General features: G+C 72.6%; 14 protein-coding genes. 10 read left to right on the forward strand and 4 right to left on the reverse strand.

The features are described from left to right. Positions 1-48 precede the first annotated feature (48 nt). From H4687_RS27850 to H4687_RS27870, 5 genes are all read left to right on the forward strand, one after another. Positions 49-1,113 carry a LacI family DNA-binding transcriptional regulator gene (locus H4687_RS27850; protein ID WP_046919315.1) on the forward strand — a complete coding sequence of 355 codons (1,065 nt, stop codon included), beginning with the start codon at positions 49-51 and terminating at the stop codon, positions 1,111-1,113. Positions 1,114-1,580: 467 nt separating this feature from the next. Next, positions 1,581-2,954, forward strand: a complete 1,374-nt coding sequence (locus H4687_RS27855; protein WP_050399461.1) for an endo-1,4-beta-xylanase — start codon at positions 1,581-1,583, stop codon at positions 2,952-2,954. A 68-nt stretch (positions 2,955-3,022) separates the two neighbouring features. Then, the gene (locus tag H4687_RS27860) at positions 3,023-4,111 is read left to right on the forward strand and encodes an LCP family protein (RefSeq protein WP_046919175.1); all 1,089 of its coding nucleotides are present in this window, start codon (positions 3,023-3,025) and stop codon (positions 4,109-4,111) included. Positions 4,112-4,295: 184 nt separating this feature from the next. Next, on the forward strand, positions 4,296-4,652 hold the full coding sequence (locus tag H4687_RS27865; RefSeq protein WP_005481157.1) for a YciI family protein: 357 nt from the start codon (positions 4,296-4,298) through the stop codon (positions 4,650-4,652). Between the two features lie 43 nt (positions 4,653-4,695). Next, positions 4,696-5,994: an RNA polymerase sigma factor gene (locus H4687_RS27870; protein WP_046919174.1), complete on the forward strand. Its 1,299-nt coding sequence runs from the start codon at positions 4,696-4,698 to the stop codon at positions 5,992-5,994. Positions 5,995-6,048: 54 nt separating this feature from the next. Here H4687_RS27870 and H4687_RS27875 read toward each other — a convergent pair whose 3' ends face one another. Beyond that, the gene (locus H4687_RS27875; RefSeq protein ID WP_050399462.1) at positions 6,049-7,245 is read right to left on the reverse strand and encodes a class I SAM-dependent methyltransferase; all 1,197 of its coding nucleotides are present in this window, start codon (positions 7,243-7,245) and stop codon (positions 6,049-6,051) included. A gap of 110 nt (positions 7,246-7,355) precedes the next feature. Here H4687_RS27875 and H4687_RS27880 point away from each other — a divergent pair, with 110 nt between their 5' ends. From H4687_RS27880 to groL, 4 genes are all read left to right on the forward strand, one after another. Continuing rightward, complete coding sequence (locus tag H4687_RS27880) at positions 7,356-8,363, forward strand: polysaccharide deacetylase family protein (protein WP_225966844.1); 1,008 nt, start codon at positions 7,356-7,358, stop codon at positions 8,361-8,363. 449 nt (positions 8,364-8,812) lie between these two features. Continuing rightward, entirely contained in the window at positions 8,813-9,631 is an 819-nt protein-coding gene (locus tag H4687_RS27885) for a polysaccharide deacetylase family protein (RefSeq protein WP_225967924.1), read from the forward strand. Between the two features lie 205 nt (positions 9,632-9,836). Beyond that, positions 9,837-10,145: a co-chaperone GroES gene (gene groES / locus H4687_RS27890; RefSeq protein WP_003998759.1), complete on the forward strand. Its 309-nt coding sequence runs from the start codon at positions 9,837-9,839 to the stop codon at positions 10,143-10,145. A gap of 110 nt (positions 10,146-10,255) precedes the next feature. Then, positions 10,256-11,881, forward strand: coding sequence for a chaperonin GroEL (gene groL, locus H4687_RS27895; RefSeq protein ID WP_046915025.1), 1,626 nt, complete (start codon positions 10,256-10,258; stop codon positions 11,879-11,881). Positions 11,882-12,006: 125 nt separating this feature from the next. Here groL and H4687_RS27900 read toward each other — a convergent pair whose 3' ends face one another. The 3 genes from H4687_RS27900 to H4687_RS27910 form a co-directional block, all read right to left on the reverse strand. Continuing rightward, positions 12,007-12,714, reverse strand: a complete 708-nt coding sequence (locus tag H4687_RS27900) for an ester cyclase (RefSeq protein ID WP_046915024.1) — start codon at positions 12,712-12,714, stop codon at positions 12,007-12,009. A 119-nt stretch (positions 12,715-12,833) separates the two neighbouring features. Beyond that, positions 12,834-13,607: an SDR family NAD(P)-dependent oxidoreductase gene (locus H4687_RS27905; RefSeq protein ID WP_046915023.1), complete on the reverse strand. Its 774-nt coding sequence runs from the start codon at positions 13,605-13,607 to the stop codon at positions 12,834-12,836. A gap of 132 nt (positions 13,608-13,739) precedes the next feature. After that, positions 13,740-14,405 (reverse strand): MOSC domain-containing protein, encoded by a 666-nt coding sequence (locus tag H4687_RS27910; RefSeq protein ID WP_192781726.1) that lies wholly within the window; start codon positions 14,403-14,405, stop codon positions 13,740-13,742. A gap of 81 nt (positions 14,406-14,486) precedes the next feature. Here H4687_RS27910 and H4687_RS27915 point away from each other — a divergent pair, with 81 nt between their 5' ends. Further along, the gene (locus tag H4687_RS27915; protein WP_046915026.1) at positions 14,487-15,389 is read left to right on the forward strand and encodes a LysR family transcriptional regulator; all 903 of its coding nucleotides are present in this window, start codon (positions 14,487-14,489) and stop codon (positions 15,387-15,389) included. Positions 15,390-15,405 lie beyond the last annotated feature (16 nt).

Raw genomic sequence — 15,405 nt, forward strand, 5'->3', positions numbered from 1 at the left:
CCGTCGAAAGGGTTCGTCAAGAGGTCGCGCAGGGATACGATCCCGCTCATGAAGCCCGCGAAGCCTGAGGAAATCCAGACAAGAGCGCGTGCGTCCCAGTCCACGCAGACCGCGACGCTCGCCGAGATCGCCCGGCAGGCCGGCGTCTCGGCTCCGACTGTTTCGAAGGTGCTCAACGGCCGCGCGGACGTCGCGCCCGCGACCCGCACCCGCGTCGAGGAGCTGCTGCGCGAGTACGGCTACCGCCGCCGGCGTGCCGAGGCGAGCCGGTCCCCCCTCATCGACCTGGTCTTCCACGAGCTGGAGAGCGCGTGGGCGATGGAGGTCATCCGGGGCGTCGAGAACATCGCGCGGGAGGAGGGCCTGAGCGTGGTCCTCTCCGAGAGCGCGGGCCGTCTCACCCCCGGCCGCACCTGGGCCGACCAGGTCGCCGCGCGCCGCCCGCACGGGGTCGTCCTCGTGCTGTCCGGGCTCGACGAGTCCCAGCGGGCGCTGCTGACCAGCCGCTCCATCCCGTTCGTGGTGATGGACCCGGCGGGCGACCCCGGTGACGACGTGCCCTCGATCGGCGCCACGAACTGGCAGGGCGGCCTCGCCGCCACCCGCCATCTGATCGAGCTCGGCCACCGGCGGATCGGTGCCATCAGCGGGCCCTCACGGATGATGTGCAGCCGCGCCCGGGTCGACGGCTACCGGGCCGCGCTGGAGACCGCCGGGCTGCCGGTCGCCTCGGATCTCATCAAGGCCGGGGACTTCCATCACGAGACCGGCTACCGGCTGGGCCTGGACCTGCTGCGCCGCCCCGACCGCCCCACGGCCGTCTTCGCCGGCAACGACCTCCAGGCCCTCGGCCTCTACGAGGCCGCCCGCGAACTGGGCCTGCGCATCCCGGAGGACCTCAGCGTGGTCGGCTTCGACGACCTCCCGGTCGCCCGCTGGGTGGGCCCCCCTCTGACGACGGTCCGCCAGCCCCTGATGAAGATGGCCGAAGCGGCCGCCCGCCTGGTCCTGGACCTGGGCCGCCAGGACACCTCGTCCACAGCGACCCGAGTCGAACTGGCAACAAGCCTGGTCGTACGAAGCAGCACGGCAACACCACCACCGGCCCCCTGAAGGGGGCACGGGAAACGGCGCGACAAGCGCCTTTCTGGGGGCGCGGGGAACGGCGCGAAACGCCCCGACGGCGCGGCACCCGGCCACGAGCCCGGTCGGGCGGACGCGGCCTCGCTTGCCGCGCGAGCGGCTTCTCGGGGGCGCGGGGAACGGCGCGACAAGCCACGACGGCGCGGCACCCGGCCACGGCGCGACAGCCACGACGGCGAGCCACCCGGCCACGCTCCGGCCCCGGCAGACGCGCGCCCGCTGCCGCGCGAGCGGCTTCTCAGGGGCGCGGGGAACGGCGCGACAGGCACAACGACGCGGCACCCCACCACGCCCCGCACCCGGCACACGCCCACCCGCCCCCGGCGAAGTGCGGCGTGTCCTGGCCGGAAGTTGATGTATTGACGAGTGACGCAACCCCCTCCACACTCCTCCGCAGTCAATCGGATGCACAACCGAAACTTTCGGAGGCACCCGCAATGAGAACCCCCCAAACCCCCCTGCGCGCCCGTCTCACCGCCCTGCTCACCAGCCTCACCGCTCTCACCGCCGCCGCCCTGCTCACCACCGCCCCCACCGCCCACGCCGCCGACCCGTCCCTGCGGGACCTCGCCGCGGCCAAGGGCAAGGGCATCGGCACCGCGGTCACCGGCTCCAAGCTCACCGGCACCTACGGCGAGATCGCGGCCCGGGAGTTCAGCTGGCTCACCCCCGGCAACGCCATGAAATGGGCCTCGGTGGAGCCCACCCGGGGCACCTTCGACTGGACCGAGGCCGACCGGATCGTCGACTTCGCCGAGGCCCACGACCAGGACGTACGCGGCCACACCCTGGTCTGGCACAGCCAGAACCCGAACTGGCTGGCGAACGGCACCTGGACACCCGCACAGCTCGGCCAGCTGATGAAGGACCACATCGCCCTGGAGGTCGGCCGCTACAAGGGCCGCCTCGCCGCCTGGGACGTGGTGAACGAGCCGTTCAACGAGGACGGCACCTACCGCCAGACCCTCTGGTACAACGGCCTCGGCACCGACTACATCGCCCAGGCCCTCACCGCCGCCCGCGCCGCCGACCCGGCCGCCAAGCTCTACATCAACGACTACAACGTCGAGGGCGTCAACGCCAAGAGCACGGCCCTCTACAACCTGGTCCGGGACCTGAAGGCACGCGGCGTCCCCATCGACGGCGTCGGCCTCCAGGCCCACCTGATCCTCGGCCAGGTCCCCGCCACGCTCCAGCAGAACATCCAGCGCTTCGCCGACCTGGGCGTGGACGTGGCCATCACGGAACTCGACATCCGCATGCAACTCCCGGCCACCCAGGCCAAGCTGGCCCAGCAGCGCACCGAGTACGAGACCGTGGTGAAGGCCTGCGTGGCCGTGACCCGCTGCACCGCCCTCACCGTCTGGGGCTTCACCGACTCCGACTCCTGGATCCCGGACACCTTCCCCGGAGAGGGCGCGGCGACCCCGTACGACGAGAACTACGCACCGAAGCCCGCCTACCAGGGCATCGTGACGGCACTCGGCGGCACGGTGACCGAGCCCCCGGTCCCGGCCGGCTGCTCGGCGGCGTACACCGTCGCCAACCAGTGGAACACCGGCTTCACCGGCAACGTGACGATCCGCTGCGCCGCCGGCTCCTCGCTCTCCTCCTGGCGGCTCAACTGGACCTTCGGGGCCGGACAACAGCTCTCCCAGGCCTGGAACGCGACCTGCACCCAGACCGGCGCGGCCGTCAGCTGCTCCAACGCCTCCTGGAACGGCGGCGTACCGAGCGGCGGTTCGGTGAGCTTCGGTTTCAACGGCACCTGGAGCGGCACCAATCCGGTGCCGACCGTGACCCTGGGCTGAGAAATCTGAGAATTTCCGAAGGAAAAGCGGCAGGTAGTTTCTCGCCGTAACAATTCGGACGTACGTTCATGTGTGTGACTGGTGAAGGAAACGAGCGCGGAACCGAGGACGGCGGGGACGAGAACGGCGGGGACGCGGGCAGACGGCGGCGCCGGCTCAGGATCGCCGGCCTCGCCCTCGCCGGCGTCCTCGTCCTCGGTGCGAGCGGGGCCGGCTGGGCGTTCTGGCGGCTCAACGACAACATCACCGGCGTCGACATCAACAGCGCGCTCGGCGACGACCGCCCCGCGAGGATCGGACCGACGGTGTCACCCGAGGCGTCGGCCACCGCTGCCGAGCCCCTGCCGAGCGGCGCGCTGAACATCCTCGTCCTCGGCTCCGACTCCCGCAGCGGCAAGGAGAACGCCGCGCTCGGCGGCGGCGACGAGGGCGCGGGCGCCCGCTCGGACACGGCGATGGTCGTCCACATCGACGAGGGCCGCACCGGGGCGACCGTCGTCAGCATCCCCCGCGACACCCTGGTCACCCGCCCGTCCTGCCCGCTGGAGTCGGGCGGTTCGACGGCGGTGGCGTACAACGTGATGTTCAACAGCGCGTACGCGGTCGGCGGCCCGGTCTGCGCGGTCAAGACCGTCGAGTCGATGACGGACGTCCGCATGGACCACTACATGGAGATCGACTTCGCCGGCTTCGCGAAGCTCGTCGACGCCCTCGGCGGGGTCACCGTCACGACGGACGAGGACATCGACGACGAGGACAGCCACCTGAAGCTGGCCGCCGGCACCCACCACCTCGACGGCGAGCAGGCCCTCGCCCTCGCCCGCACCCGCCACGGCATCGGCGACGGCAGCGACCTCGGCCGCATCGGCCTCCAGCAGAAGCTGGTGAAGGCCCTGCTGGACCAGATCTCCTCGACCGACCTCCTGACGAACCCCGCCCGGCTCTACCGGGCCGCCGACGCGGTCACCGCGAGCCTGACGACGGACACCGGCCTCGACTCGCTCACCGAGCTGGTGCGCCTCGGCCAGAGCCTCAAGGGCCTGTCCTCCGCCGCCACCACGACCGTGATGATGCCGGTCGCGCCGGCCCCCTACGACAGCAACCGGGTGGTGGCGCGGGAGCCGGACGCGGGCAAGCTGTGGGAGTCGTTGAAGTAGCCGCCTGGGCGGCGGCTCGGGTGCGGCCCGAGCGCGAGCGGAGCGCGGCCCGAGAGGCGGCCTGAGCGGCGGCGAAAAACTTCTCCGGGAAATTCCGGCGGTCGTGTCGATCCGGGGTGCGGCCGTTCGACGCATGGGTGAGAGTCGGGGAGAAGCCCCGGCCGCCGACGCACCTGGAGTCACCATGCCGCGCTATCTGTCGATGGTCCGGATCGACGAGACGACCGCCCCCGCCGAGGGCCCGAGCCCCGAGCTGATGCAGCGCATGGGGGACCTGATCGAGGAGATGACCAAGGCCGGGGTGCTGCTGGACACCGCCGGTCTGTCCCCGACCGCGCAGGGCACGCGGGTGCACTGGGAGAGCGGGAAGCTCTCCGTCACCGACGGGCCGTTCACCGAGTCCAAGGAGGTCGTGGGCGGGTACGCGATCGTCCAGGCCAAGGACATGGCCGAGGCGATCGAGTGGACCAAGCGGTTCCTGAAGGTGCACGAGGAGCACTGGACGGTCACCTGCGAGGTGCGGGAGATCATGGAGGCCTGAGCCCGCTTGGCCGGGGCGCCGTCCGGGTGTCTGATGGTGGGCTGTGACCCCACAGCCCACCGCCGCGTCCGGTCCCGGCCCCGCGTCCGGTCCCGCCCCCGACCCCCGCGTCGCCATCGAGACCGTCTTCCGCATGGAGTCGCCCCGGCTCATCGCCGGGGTCACGCGCATCGTGCGGGACGTCGGGATCGCGGAGGAACTGGCACAGGACGCGCTGGTCGCGGCCCTGGAGCAGTGGCCGCGCGACGGGGTGCCCGACAATCCCGGCGCGTGGCTCACGGCCACCGCCAAACACCGGGCGATCGACCTCGTGCGCCGCCGGGAGCGGTACGCGCGCAAGCTCGCCGAGGTGGGCCGGGACCAGGAGGCGGCGGGACCGTACCTCGACCGGCCGTCCGACCCGGACGACATCGACGACGACCTGCTCCGCCTCGTCTTCACGGCCTGCCACCCCGTGCTCTCCTCCGAGGCCCGCATCGCCCTCACCCTCCGCCTCCTCGGCGGCCTGACCACGCCCGAGATCGCCCGCGCCTTCCTGGTCCCCGAGCCGACGATCGCCCAGCGCGTCGTCCGCGCCAAGCGCACCCTGGCCACGCGCAACATCGCCTTCGAAGTGCCGTACGGCCCCGACCGCGAGGCCCGCCTCGGCTCCGTCCTCGAGGTCATCTACCTGATCTTCAACGAGGGGTACGCGGCCACCGCCGGCGACGACCTGCTGCGCCCGGCCCTGTGCGAGGACGCCCTCCGACTGGCCCGCGTGCTCGCCCAGTTGATGCCCAAGGAACCCGAGGTGCACGGCCTCGCCGCGCTGCTGGAGCTCCAGGCGTCACGGGCCGCCGCCCGTACGGGGCCCTCGGGGGAGCCGGTCCTGCTCGCCGACCAGGACCGCCGCCGCTGGAACCGCCCGCTCATCGCCCGGGGCTTCACCGCCCTGGGCCGCGCCACCGCCGCCGCGCCGGGAACGCCGGGTCCGTACGCCCTCCAGGCCGCCATCGCCGCCTGCCACGCCCAGGCGTACACCTACGTGGAGACGGACTGGCCGAAGATCGCCACCCTGTACGCCCTGCTGGCCGCCCGCGCCCCGTCCCCCGTGGTGGAGCTGAACCGCGCGGTGGCCGTCTCCATGGCCGAGGGCCCCGGCCCCGCCCTGGAGATCGTGGACGGCCTCGCCACCGAACCCGCCCTGCGCGACTACCACCTGCTGCCCAGCGTGCGCGGGGATCTGCTGCGGCGGCTCGGCCGCACGGAGGAGGCGCGCGCCGAGTTCGTACGGGCGGCCGGGCTGGCGCGCAACGAGCGGGAGCGGGAGTTGCTGCTGACGCGGGCGGAGGAGGGCGCGTGAGGGGAGTCGCCCGAGGCGGGTCGCCCGAGGCGGTCGCCTGAGGTGCGCGGGGGGTCAGGCGGGGTGGCCGATCAGCATCGTCGGCGCTCCCGCGACCCGGGTCAGGAAGACCGTCGCCGAGTTGCGTCCCTGCGGCTTGACCATCTTGCGCAGCTCCTCCGGCTCGACGGCCGACCCCCGCTTCTTCACCGTCAGGACGCCGACCTCGCGCTCCCGCAGCAGGGCCTTCAACTTCTTGACGCCGAAGGGGAGCCGGTCGGTGATCTCGTAGGCGGTGGCGTACGGCGTGACGTGGTGCTCGTCGGCGGTGACGTAGGCGATCGTGGGGTCGATCAGCCCGCCCCCGAGGTCCCGCGCGACCTCGGCGACCAGGTGGGCGCGGATGACGGCGCCGTCCGGCTCGTACAGGTACCGGCCGACCGGGCGGACCGGGGGGTCGGGCAGCATCGTGTCGGGGGAGGCGCGGATGCCGGCCTCCGCGGGCAGCAGCATCGCGCGCCGCGCCCCCGGTGTGCCGTCCGCACGGAACCAGAGCACGGCCTCCTTCACATCACCGCCGTCCGAGATCCACTCGGCCTCGGCGGCCGGGGGGATCGCCTCGTGCGGGATGCCGGGCGCGATCTTCAGCGCCCCCAGCGGGGCCCTGAGCGCGGCCGCCACGGCCCAGGACAGGGGCGGGGAGTAGGCCTCCGGGTCGAAGATCCGGCCGCGCCTGGACGAACGCCGGGCGGGGTCGACGAACACGGCGTCGTACCCGGCGGTGTCCACCTCCGTCACATCCGCCTCGCGCACCTCGATCAGCTCGGCGAGGCCGAGGGCGTCGGCATTGGCGCGCGCGACCGCCGCCGTCAGCGGGTCGTGGTCGACGGCCAGCACCCGGATCCCGGCGCGCGCCATCGCGATCGCGTCCCCGCCGATGCCGCAGCACAGATCGGCGACCGAGCGCACGCCGAGCGCCCGGAAGCACTCGGCCCGGTAGGTCGCCACGGTCGTCCTGGTGGACTGCTCGACGCCGTTCGGCGTGAAGAACATCCGCCCCGCGTCCGCCGCGCCGAACTTCGCGGTCGCGCGCTGCCGCAGCCGTGCCTGGGCCAGGGCCGCCGACACGAGCGCCGCCGGGTGGTCACGGCGCAGCCGGGTCGCCACGGCCAGCTCCCGCGCCGGTTCGGTGTCGCGCACCTCGTCGAGGAGGGCACGGCCCTCGGGGGTGAGGAGGGGGGCGAGGAAGGCGGCGGGGTCCAGGTCGTTCACCGGGCCATTGTCGGTCAGGGGGAGGGGGCGTGGGCCAGTCGGTGGATGGTGGGGGCCGGTTGGCGGTGTCGGGGCCGTGGGAAGGGGCCGTCCTGCGAGGATGCGGCGCCATGCGACTCGTACGACAAAATGATGTAAAGAGTGCGAAGCGGGCGAGTTTCTGGAAGGGGAGGGCGAGGGGGAGCGGCGGGTTCCGGGGCGGCATCGCCGTGCTCGCCGCCGCGGTCATCGTGTCGGGGTGCGCCGGGGGTGGCTCGCAGGAGGGCCTGGAGGGGGACCCGGTCGGGCGGTGGGGCACCGCGGGGCCCGCCCACGGTCAGGCGCGCGGGCAGCGGCCCTTCGAGGCGCCGGGCGCCCGTGCCCTCGACGCGTACGCCGGGAAGCTGCGCCGGGCGCACGCCGCGCGGGTCGCCGCCGCGAAACGCTGGGGACTGCCCGAGGTCCCCCTGCTCGCGCCGGCGCCTCCGGCCCGCAAGCCGGTGCTCAGGACGCGCGAGGGGTTCGAGGTCGACGGCCACGAGGAGGACGGTCTCCCCCCGGTCCTCACGACCGTCCCCACCCGCGACAGGATCCTCTTCCTCACGATCGACGACGGCGCCGAGAAGGACCCCGAGTTCCTGCGGATGACGAGCGAGCTGCGCATCCCGTACACCGCCTTCCTCAGCGACTACCTGATCAAGGAGGACTACGGCTACTTCGCGCGGATGCGGGACCGGGGCGTCGCCCTCGACAACCACACCCTCCACCACCGCCACCTGCCCGCTCTCTCCTACGCCGCCCAGAAGCGCGAGATCTGCGGCATGCAGGACGTGATCGAGAAGCGGTACGGCGAGCGGCCCACGCTGTTCCGGCCGCCGTACGGCAGCTACGACCGGGACACCCTGCGCGCCGCCAGGTCCTGCGGCATCGAGGCCGTCCCCCTCTGGAACGAGGAGGTCTTCGTCGACCGCTGGGACTACCGCGAAGCGGACCGCGAACTCCGCCCCGGCGACATCGTCCTCACCCACTTCCGGGGCAGGTCCGACTGGAACGGCACCATGCCCGACATGATGCGCCGCTTCCTGAACCTGGTCACCGCCGAGGGCTACGCGGTGGCGAGGCTGGAGGACTACCTGTGAGGGGCGCCGGACGACATCGAAGGGGAGGGCGCCGGGCGTGGAGCGGGGGCGCGGCGGGAGGGGAGGCCGCCCGCGATGCCTCGGAGAACCGTGTGGGGCGGGGGAAGCGCGGGGCGTGGGTGGCGCGACCGGCGTGGAGCGGGGGAGCCTGCGGTGAGACCTCGGGGGGCCTCGCGGGGCAGGGAGGGCGTCGGCCGCGGGCGGCGCGGGCGGCGCGTGCGGCAGGCCGGGAGGGGAGAGCGCGCGGGGCCCTGCGGGCGTGCGTGGCGGCACCCCGTGCGCCGGTCGCCCGCGCCCTGGCCGCCCTCTCCGCGCTCCTGGCCCTCGCCGTCCTGCTCCTCGCCGGATGCGCGGCCGATCCCGTCGGCCCCGCGGCCCGCGACGAGGGGCCCGGAGCCGAAGCGACGGCGAACGGCCGCCTGCCGGCGCGGGGGACGAGCCCGCCCTCCATGCCGGCGGCCGCCCGGACACCGGCCTCGGCCACCGCGCCCCCGGGCGGCCGTGCCCCGGTCCCGGCCGCTCCCCGCCCCCGCGCGGACGGCGCGTCGCCCCGTACCCCGGCCGCCTCCCACCCTCCCGGGCACGCGCCCCCGTACCGCCGCTGGGGCCTCAGCGCCCCTCTCGCTCCGCCGCCCGCGCGTCCCGACCGGCCGTCCCGACTCCGCGTGGCGGGCCCGGGGCTGCCGCCCGTCGTCGACCGGGTGCCGACCCGGGACAAGGTGGTCTTCCTGACCTACGACGACGGGGCCGAGAAGGACCCGGCGTTCGTCGACATGGTCCGCGAGCTGCGGCTGCCGGTGAGCATGTTCCTGACGGACAGTGTCGTGGGGCCGGGATACGGTCACTTCGCGCGGCTGCGGGCCGTCGGGGCGACCGTGCAGAACCACACCCTCGACCACACCGCCCTGCGCGGCCTGCCGTACGCCGGACAGCGCGCCGAGATCTGCGGCCAGCAGCACAAGCTCAGGCAGCGCTTCGGCGCCCGGCCGACCCTCTTCCGCCCGCCCTACGGCGTCCACGACGCCACCACGCTCCGCGCCGCCGCCGACTGCGGCATCGCGGCCGTCGTCCTGTGGCGGGCGTCCATGCAGATCAACGACCTCCGCTACGCCGTCGGCGACCGCCTGCGCCCGGGCGACATCGTCCTGGCCCAGTTCCGGGGCCCGGACCAGCTCCAGGGCGCCACGCTCACGGAGATGACGGCACGGCTGCTGCGCCGGATCCAGGCCCAGGGCCTGACGGTCGGACGTCTGGAGGACTACCTCTGAGGCACCCCCGCCGACCCGCCGCGCTCCACTCGATTAGCAGTCCGCTTGACCGAGTGCTAATCGCGGTCATAGTCTCTGGTCTGGCACTCCCCCCTGGAGAGTGCCAACTAGCGACGGGCAGGTCCGGCACCCGCGACGACGGATCCACCTGGTCGCCACCTCAGACAGTTAACCCCGTGAGATCTCCGAAGGGGGAGGTCGGATCGTGACGACCACCAGCTCCAAGGTTGCCATCAAGCCGCTCGAGGACCGCATTGTGGTCCAGCCGCTCGACGCCGAGCAGACCACGGCCTCTGGCCTGGTCATCCCGGACACGGCCAAGGAGAAGCCCCAGGAGGGCGTCGTCCTGGCCGTGGGCCCGGGCCGCTTCGAGAACGGCGAGCGCCTGCCGCTCGACGTCAAGACCGGCGACATCGTGCTGTACAGCAAGTACGGCGGCACCGAGGTGAAGTACAACGGCGAGGAGTACCTCGTCCTCTCGGCTCGCGACGTGCTCGCGATCATCGAGAAGTAATTCACCCATCGTTTTTCTGAGCTGCGCCCCTGGCCCCCGACCATAATCAGCCGGGCGCCCGGGGCGCAGTTCGTTTCACCCACGTTTTCCGAGAGGGCTGAACCGCTCCCATGGCGAAGATCCTGAAGTTCGACGAGGACGCCCGTCGCGCCCTCGAGCGCGGCGTCAACAAGCTTGCCGACACGGTCAAGGTGACGATCGGCCCCAAGGGCCGCAACGTCGTCATCGACAAGAAGTTCGGCGCCCCCACCATCACCAACGACGGTGTGACCATCGCCCGCGAGGTCGAGGTCGAGGACCCGTACGAGAACCTCGGCGTCCAGCTGGTGAAGGAGGTGGCGACCAAGACCAACGACGTAGCGGGCGACGGTACGACCACCGCCACCGTGCTGGCCCAGGCGCTCGTCCGCGAGGGCCTGCGCAACGTCGCCGCGGGTGCCTCCCCGGCCGCCCTGAAGAAGGGCATCGACGCCGCGGTCAAGGCCGTGTCCGAGGAACTCCTCGCGACCGCCCGACCGATCGACGAGAAGTCCGACATCGCCGCCGTCGCCGGTCTGTCCGCCCAGGACAGCCAGGTCGGCGAGCTCATCGCCGAGGCGATGGACAAGGTCGGCAAGGACGGTGTCATCACCGTCGAGGAGTCCAACACCTTCGGTCTGGAGCTGGACTTCACCGAGGGCATGGCCTTCGACAAGGGCTACCTCTCCCCGTACTTCGTCACCGACCAGGAGCGTATGGAGGCCGTCCTCGACGACCCGTACATCCTCATCCACCAGGGCAAGATCGGCGCCATCGCCGACCTGCTGCCCCTGCTGGAGAAGGTCATCCAGTCCAACGCCTCGCGCCCGCTGCTGATCATCGCCGAGGACGTCGAGGGCGAGGCCCTGTCGACCCTGGTCGTGAACAAGATCCGCGGCACCTTCAACGCGGTCGCCGTCAAGGCCCCCGGCTTCGGCGACCGTCGAAAGGCGATGCTGCAGGACATGGCGACGCTGACCGGCGCCGAGGTCATCTCCGAGGAGGTCGGCCTCAAGCTCGACCAGGTCGGCCTGGACGTGCTCGGCTCCGCCCGCCGCGTCACCGTCACCAAGGACGACACCACGATCGTCGACGGTGCCGGTGACTCCGGTGCCGTGCAGGGCCGCGTCGCCCAGATCAAGGCCGAGATCGAGAACACGGACTCCGACTGGGACCGCGAGAAGCTCCAGGAGCGCCTCGCGAAGCTGGCCGGCGGCGTGTGCGTGATCAAGGTCGGCGCCGCCACCGAGGTGGAGCTGAAGGAGAAGAAGCACCGTCTGGAGGACGCCATCTCCGCGACCCGCGCCGCGGTCGAGGAGGGCATCGTCTCCGGTGGTGGCTCCGCGCTCGTCCACGCCGTGAAGGTGCTGGAGGGCAACCTCGGCAAGACCGGCGACGAGGCCACCGGTGTCGCCGTCGTCCGCAAGGCCGCCGTCGAGCCGCTGCGCTGGATCGCGGAGAACGCCGGCCTGGAGGGCTACGTCATCACCTCCAAGGTCGCCGAGCTGGACAAGGGCCAGGGCTTCAACGCCGCCACCGGCGAGTACGGCGACCTGGTCAAGTCCGGTGTCATCGACCCGGTCAAGGTCACCCGCTCCGCCCTGGAGAACGCCGCCTCCATCGCCTCCCTCCTCCTGACGACCGAGACCCTGGTCGTCGAGAAGAAGGAAGAGGAGCCGGCCGACGCGGGCCACGGCGGCCACGGCCACTCCCACTGACGTCAGCCACGTCGGCAGGCCACAGCCACAGGTGAGGCCCGGCACCCCCGCACGAGGGGGTGCCGGGCCTCACCGCGTCGCAGCCCGTTCCGCTCCGGCCGCTCCGTCCGCTCAGGTCGCCGCGCCTACTTCTCCAGGTCGTCGAGCGCGCCCAACTGCCCCATCAGCCCGAGCCGGTCGTACTCCCACCACCCCTCGCTGATCTTCCCGTCGGAAGCGCACCGGTGCACGATCGTTCCCGTCATCCGCACCGCCCTGCCGCTGGCCGGGATCCCGAGGAAGTCCCCCTTGTGGGTCGCGTTCCAGGTCCACCGCGTGCACACCCGGTCGCCCTGGGCGATCTGGTCCTCCACGGTGAACGCGAAGTCGAACCCGCGCCGCCACTCCTCGACGGTCCGCCGGAACGCGTCCATCCCGATGGCGTCCGGCTCCTCCGAGGGAACGTGGTCGTGGTAGTCCTCCACGAGCAGACCGTCGAGCGGTGGCAGTTCGCCCTCGGCGGCGATGGTCGCGAGGAACCGCCGGGCCGTCTCCGCGTACAGCTGCTCGTCCCGCACCACGTCCAGATCCGTGAACGTGGGCATCTCCTCGCACAGCGCCACCATCTCCTGGAAGATCCGCTCCGTCTCCGGCAGCCCGGAGTTCCGCATCGCCTCCTCGTACGACGGGAACTCCACGATCTCCACGAAGTGCGAGTCGTCCGACCGGTCCTTCCCGATCACGCTGTGCGTCGCCGTCCGCTTGCCCTTGGTCTGCTCGACCCATGTGTCCATCAGCCGGTCCATCTCGTCGAACCGGCTGGTCCTGCAGTCGATGAGCTGCACGAATGTCATGAGACCGCCTCCGGCCCCCCTGCGTCCGGGTGAACAGCTCCATTGTCCCCCGGCACCGGCCGCCTCACCCCCGGACGCCGCCGAGGCCCACCGCCACCGCGGCCCGGAGCCGTCCCGCCCTACTGCGGCCCGTACTTCCGCCCCGTCTTGGAGCTGATTCCGCCCAGCAGCCCCCGCGGCACCACCTTCACCACACCCATCAGGGCCTTGTAGCGCGGGTCGGGGATGGAGACGGTCCGGCCCCGGGACAGATCGGCGAGGGCGGCGGTGACCAGCTTGTCGGCGTCCAGCCACATCCAGGACGGGATGCTGTCGGTGCCCATCCCGGCCCGGTCGTGGAACTCGGTGCGCACGAAACCGGGGCACAGGGCCATCAGCCGGACCCCGGTGCCGGCCAGGTCCTTCGCCGCGCCCTGCGTGAACTGCACGACCCATGCCTTCGACGCCCCGTACGTGCCCCGCGGCACGAACGCGGCGACCGACGCCACGTTCACCACGCCACCCCGGCCGCGCTCGCGCATGGCCTCGCCGGCCGCCGAGGTGAGACGCAGGACCGCCTCGCAGTGGACCTTCAGCATTCTCAGCTCGTCGGCCATGGAGACGTCGAGGTAGCGGCCCTTGTTGCCGAAGCCGGCGTTGTTGATCAGCAGGTCGACCGGGTTCTTGCGGTCCGACAGCCGCCGCGCCACCGTCTCGATGCCGTCGTCCGTCGCGAGGTCCGCCGTCAGCACCTCCGCCTCGATGCCGTGCCGGTCGTGCAGTTCGGTCGCCTGCTCCCGCAGCCGCTTGGTGTCACGCGCCACCAGCACCAGGTTGTGCCCGTCCGCCGCCAGGCGCCGCGCGAACGCGGCACCGATCCCCGCGGTCGATCCCGTAATCAGAGCCGTTGTCATGGCGCAAGCGTAGTGACCGGAACTGTGCGGGTCCGTTCGCTCCACCCCCGTTCGGCGGCGATGCGCCGCTGTCACGCGGGACACCCGCACCGGCCGGACGCCTTCACGGACACCGCACCGCCCAGCGGCCCGTCACCCCTGCCGCGCCACGTGCTCGCGCGCCCTCTCCAGCAGCTCCGGATGCAGGGCCTCGCCCGCCGCCAACAACCGCGGCAGCAGATCGCGTTCGCCCATCGTGGCCCGGAAGGCGAGGGTCACGGTGACGTCGTGGGCGGGCCGGTGGACGATCTCGATGGGGTCCCCCGCCCGGATCTCGCCGGGCTCGATCACCCGGAGATACGCACCGGGCGCGCCCTGCAGCGTGAAGCGCTTGACCCACCCCCGCTCGCCCAGGTGCCGCTGGAAGTTGACGCAGGGGACACGGCCGCACGTGACCTCCAGGACCAGCTCGGGACCGATCCGCCAGCGTTCGCCGACGAGGGCGCCGGAGACGTCGAGCCCCTCGGTGGTGAGGTTCTCGCCGAAGACCCCGCTCGGCAGGGTGCGGCCCAGCTCGCGCTCCCAGCCGTCCAGGTCCTCGCGGGCGAACGCGTACACGGCCTGGTCGTCGCCGCCGTGATGCTCGGTGTTGCACACCGCGTCCCCGGCCACGCCGCTGGCGCCGACGCCCTTCGGCCCGGGCGCCGCCACCCGCACCGGCCCGTCCACCGGCCGCTTGTCGATGCCCGTGACGCGCTTCGACTCCTCCGGGATGTCGACGGCCTTGGGGCGCCCCACATTCAGTGACAGAAGCTTCATACGGGCACGGTAGGCGGACGGGGGTCAAAGCGTCGACGCAATATTCGGCACCTCGTCCAAGCTCCCCTTATGCTCTCTCCCGTGATCGAGGCCCGTCATCTCCGTGTTCTGCGCGCCGTCGCCGCCACCGGCTCCTTCTCGGCCGCCGGACGCGAACTCGGCTGCACCCAGCCCGCCGTCAGCCAGCAGATGAAGGCGCTCGAATCCTCCGTCGGCACACCGCTGCTCGTGCGCAGCGGCCGCGAGACGCGGCTGACCCAGGCGGGCGAGGCCCTGGTGCGGCACGCGGCCGGCATCCTCGCCGGGCTCACGGCGGCCGAGGAGGAGGTCGCCGCCATCGCCGGACTGCGCGCCGGCCGGGTCCGCCTGGTCTCCTTCCCCAGCGGCAGCTCCACCCTCGTCCCCACGGCCCTGGCCGCTCTGCGCGCCGCCCACCCCGGCACCCGGGTCTCCCTGGAGGAGGCCGAACCGCCGCGCTCGGTCGAGATGCTCCGCGAGGGCGACTGCGACATCGCGCTCGCCTTCCGCTACGAGGGCGCGGCGGGCGCGGAGGAGGGGGAGTGGGCCGACCTGGTCGTCCGGCCCCTGCTCACGGACCGGCTCGTCGGGCTCGTACCGCAGGGGCATCGGCTGGCCCGTACGCGGTCCATCGGCATCGGGGAACTCGCCGGGGAGGCCTGGATCGCCGGCTGCCCGCGCTGCCGGGGGCAGCTCGTGCGGGTCTGCGAGAGCGCGGGTTTCACGCCCCGCATCGATTTCGCGACCGACGACTATCCGGCGGTGGTCGGCCTGGTGGGCGCGGGCCTCGGGGTCGCCGTCCTGCCGGAGCTGGCCATCGAGTCCGTGCGCCCCAAGGGTGTGCGGATGGTGTCGGTCGAGCCGGTGGTGCGCCGGGAGATCGTGGCGCTCACCCTGCCGGACCTGGCCCAGGTGCCCACGGTCGCGGCGACGCTGGACCGGCTCGCCGGGGCGGCCGCGCGCTGAGGCCGCGCGGTGGCGC

Origin of the sequence: Streptomyces stelliscabiei, assembly GCF_014873495.1 — a bacterium.
GTDB lineage: Bacteria > Actinomycetota > Actinomycetes > Streptomycetales > Streptomycetaceae > Streptomyces > Streptomyces bottropensis.

Excerpts from the sequence above, each read along its gene's own strand:
- H4687_RS27865 (WP_005481157.1), top strand. The coding sequence starts at position 4,296 with ATGCCGCGCTATCTGTCGATGGTCCGGATCGACGAGACGACCGCCCCC.
- H4687_RS27900 (WP_046915024.1), bottom strand. The coding sequence starts at position 12,714 with ATGACATTCGTGCAGCTCATCGACTGCAGGACCAGCCGGTTCGACGAG.
- H4687_RS27905 (WP_046915023.1), bottom strand. The coding sequence starts at position 13,607 with ATGACAACGGCTCTGATTACGGGATCGACCGCGGGGATCGGTGCCGCG.
- H4687_RS27885 (WP_225967924.1), top strand. The coding sequence starts at position 8,813 with ATGCCGGCGGCCGCCCGGACACCGGCCTCGGCCACCGCGCCCCCGGGC.
- H4687_RS27910 (WP_192781726.1), bottom strand. The coding sequence starts at position 14,405 with ATGAAGCTTCTGTCACTGAATGTGGGGCGCCCCAAGGCCGTCGACATC.
- groL (WP_046915025.1), top strand. The coding sequence starts at position 10,256 with ATGGCGAAGATCCTGAAGTTCGACGAGGACGCCCGTCGCGCCCTCGAG.
- H4687_RS27860 (WP_046919175.1), top strand. The coding sequence starts at position 3,023 with ATGTGTGTGACTGGTGAAGGAAACGAGCGCGGAACCGAGGACGGCGGG.
- H4687_RS27880 (WP_225966844.1), top strand. The coding sequence starts at position 7,356 with ATGCGACTCGTACGACAAAATGATGTAAAGAGTGCGAAGCGGGCGAGT.
- H4687_RS27850 (WP_046919315.1), top strand. The coding sequence starts at position 49 with ATGAAGCCCGCGAAGCCTGAGGAAATCCAGACAAGAGCGCGTGCGTCC.
- H4687_RS27855 (WP_050399461.1), top strand. The coding sequence starts at position 1,581 with ATGAGAACCCCCCAAACCCCCCTGCGCGCCCGTCTCACCGCCCTGCTC.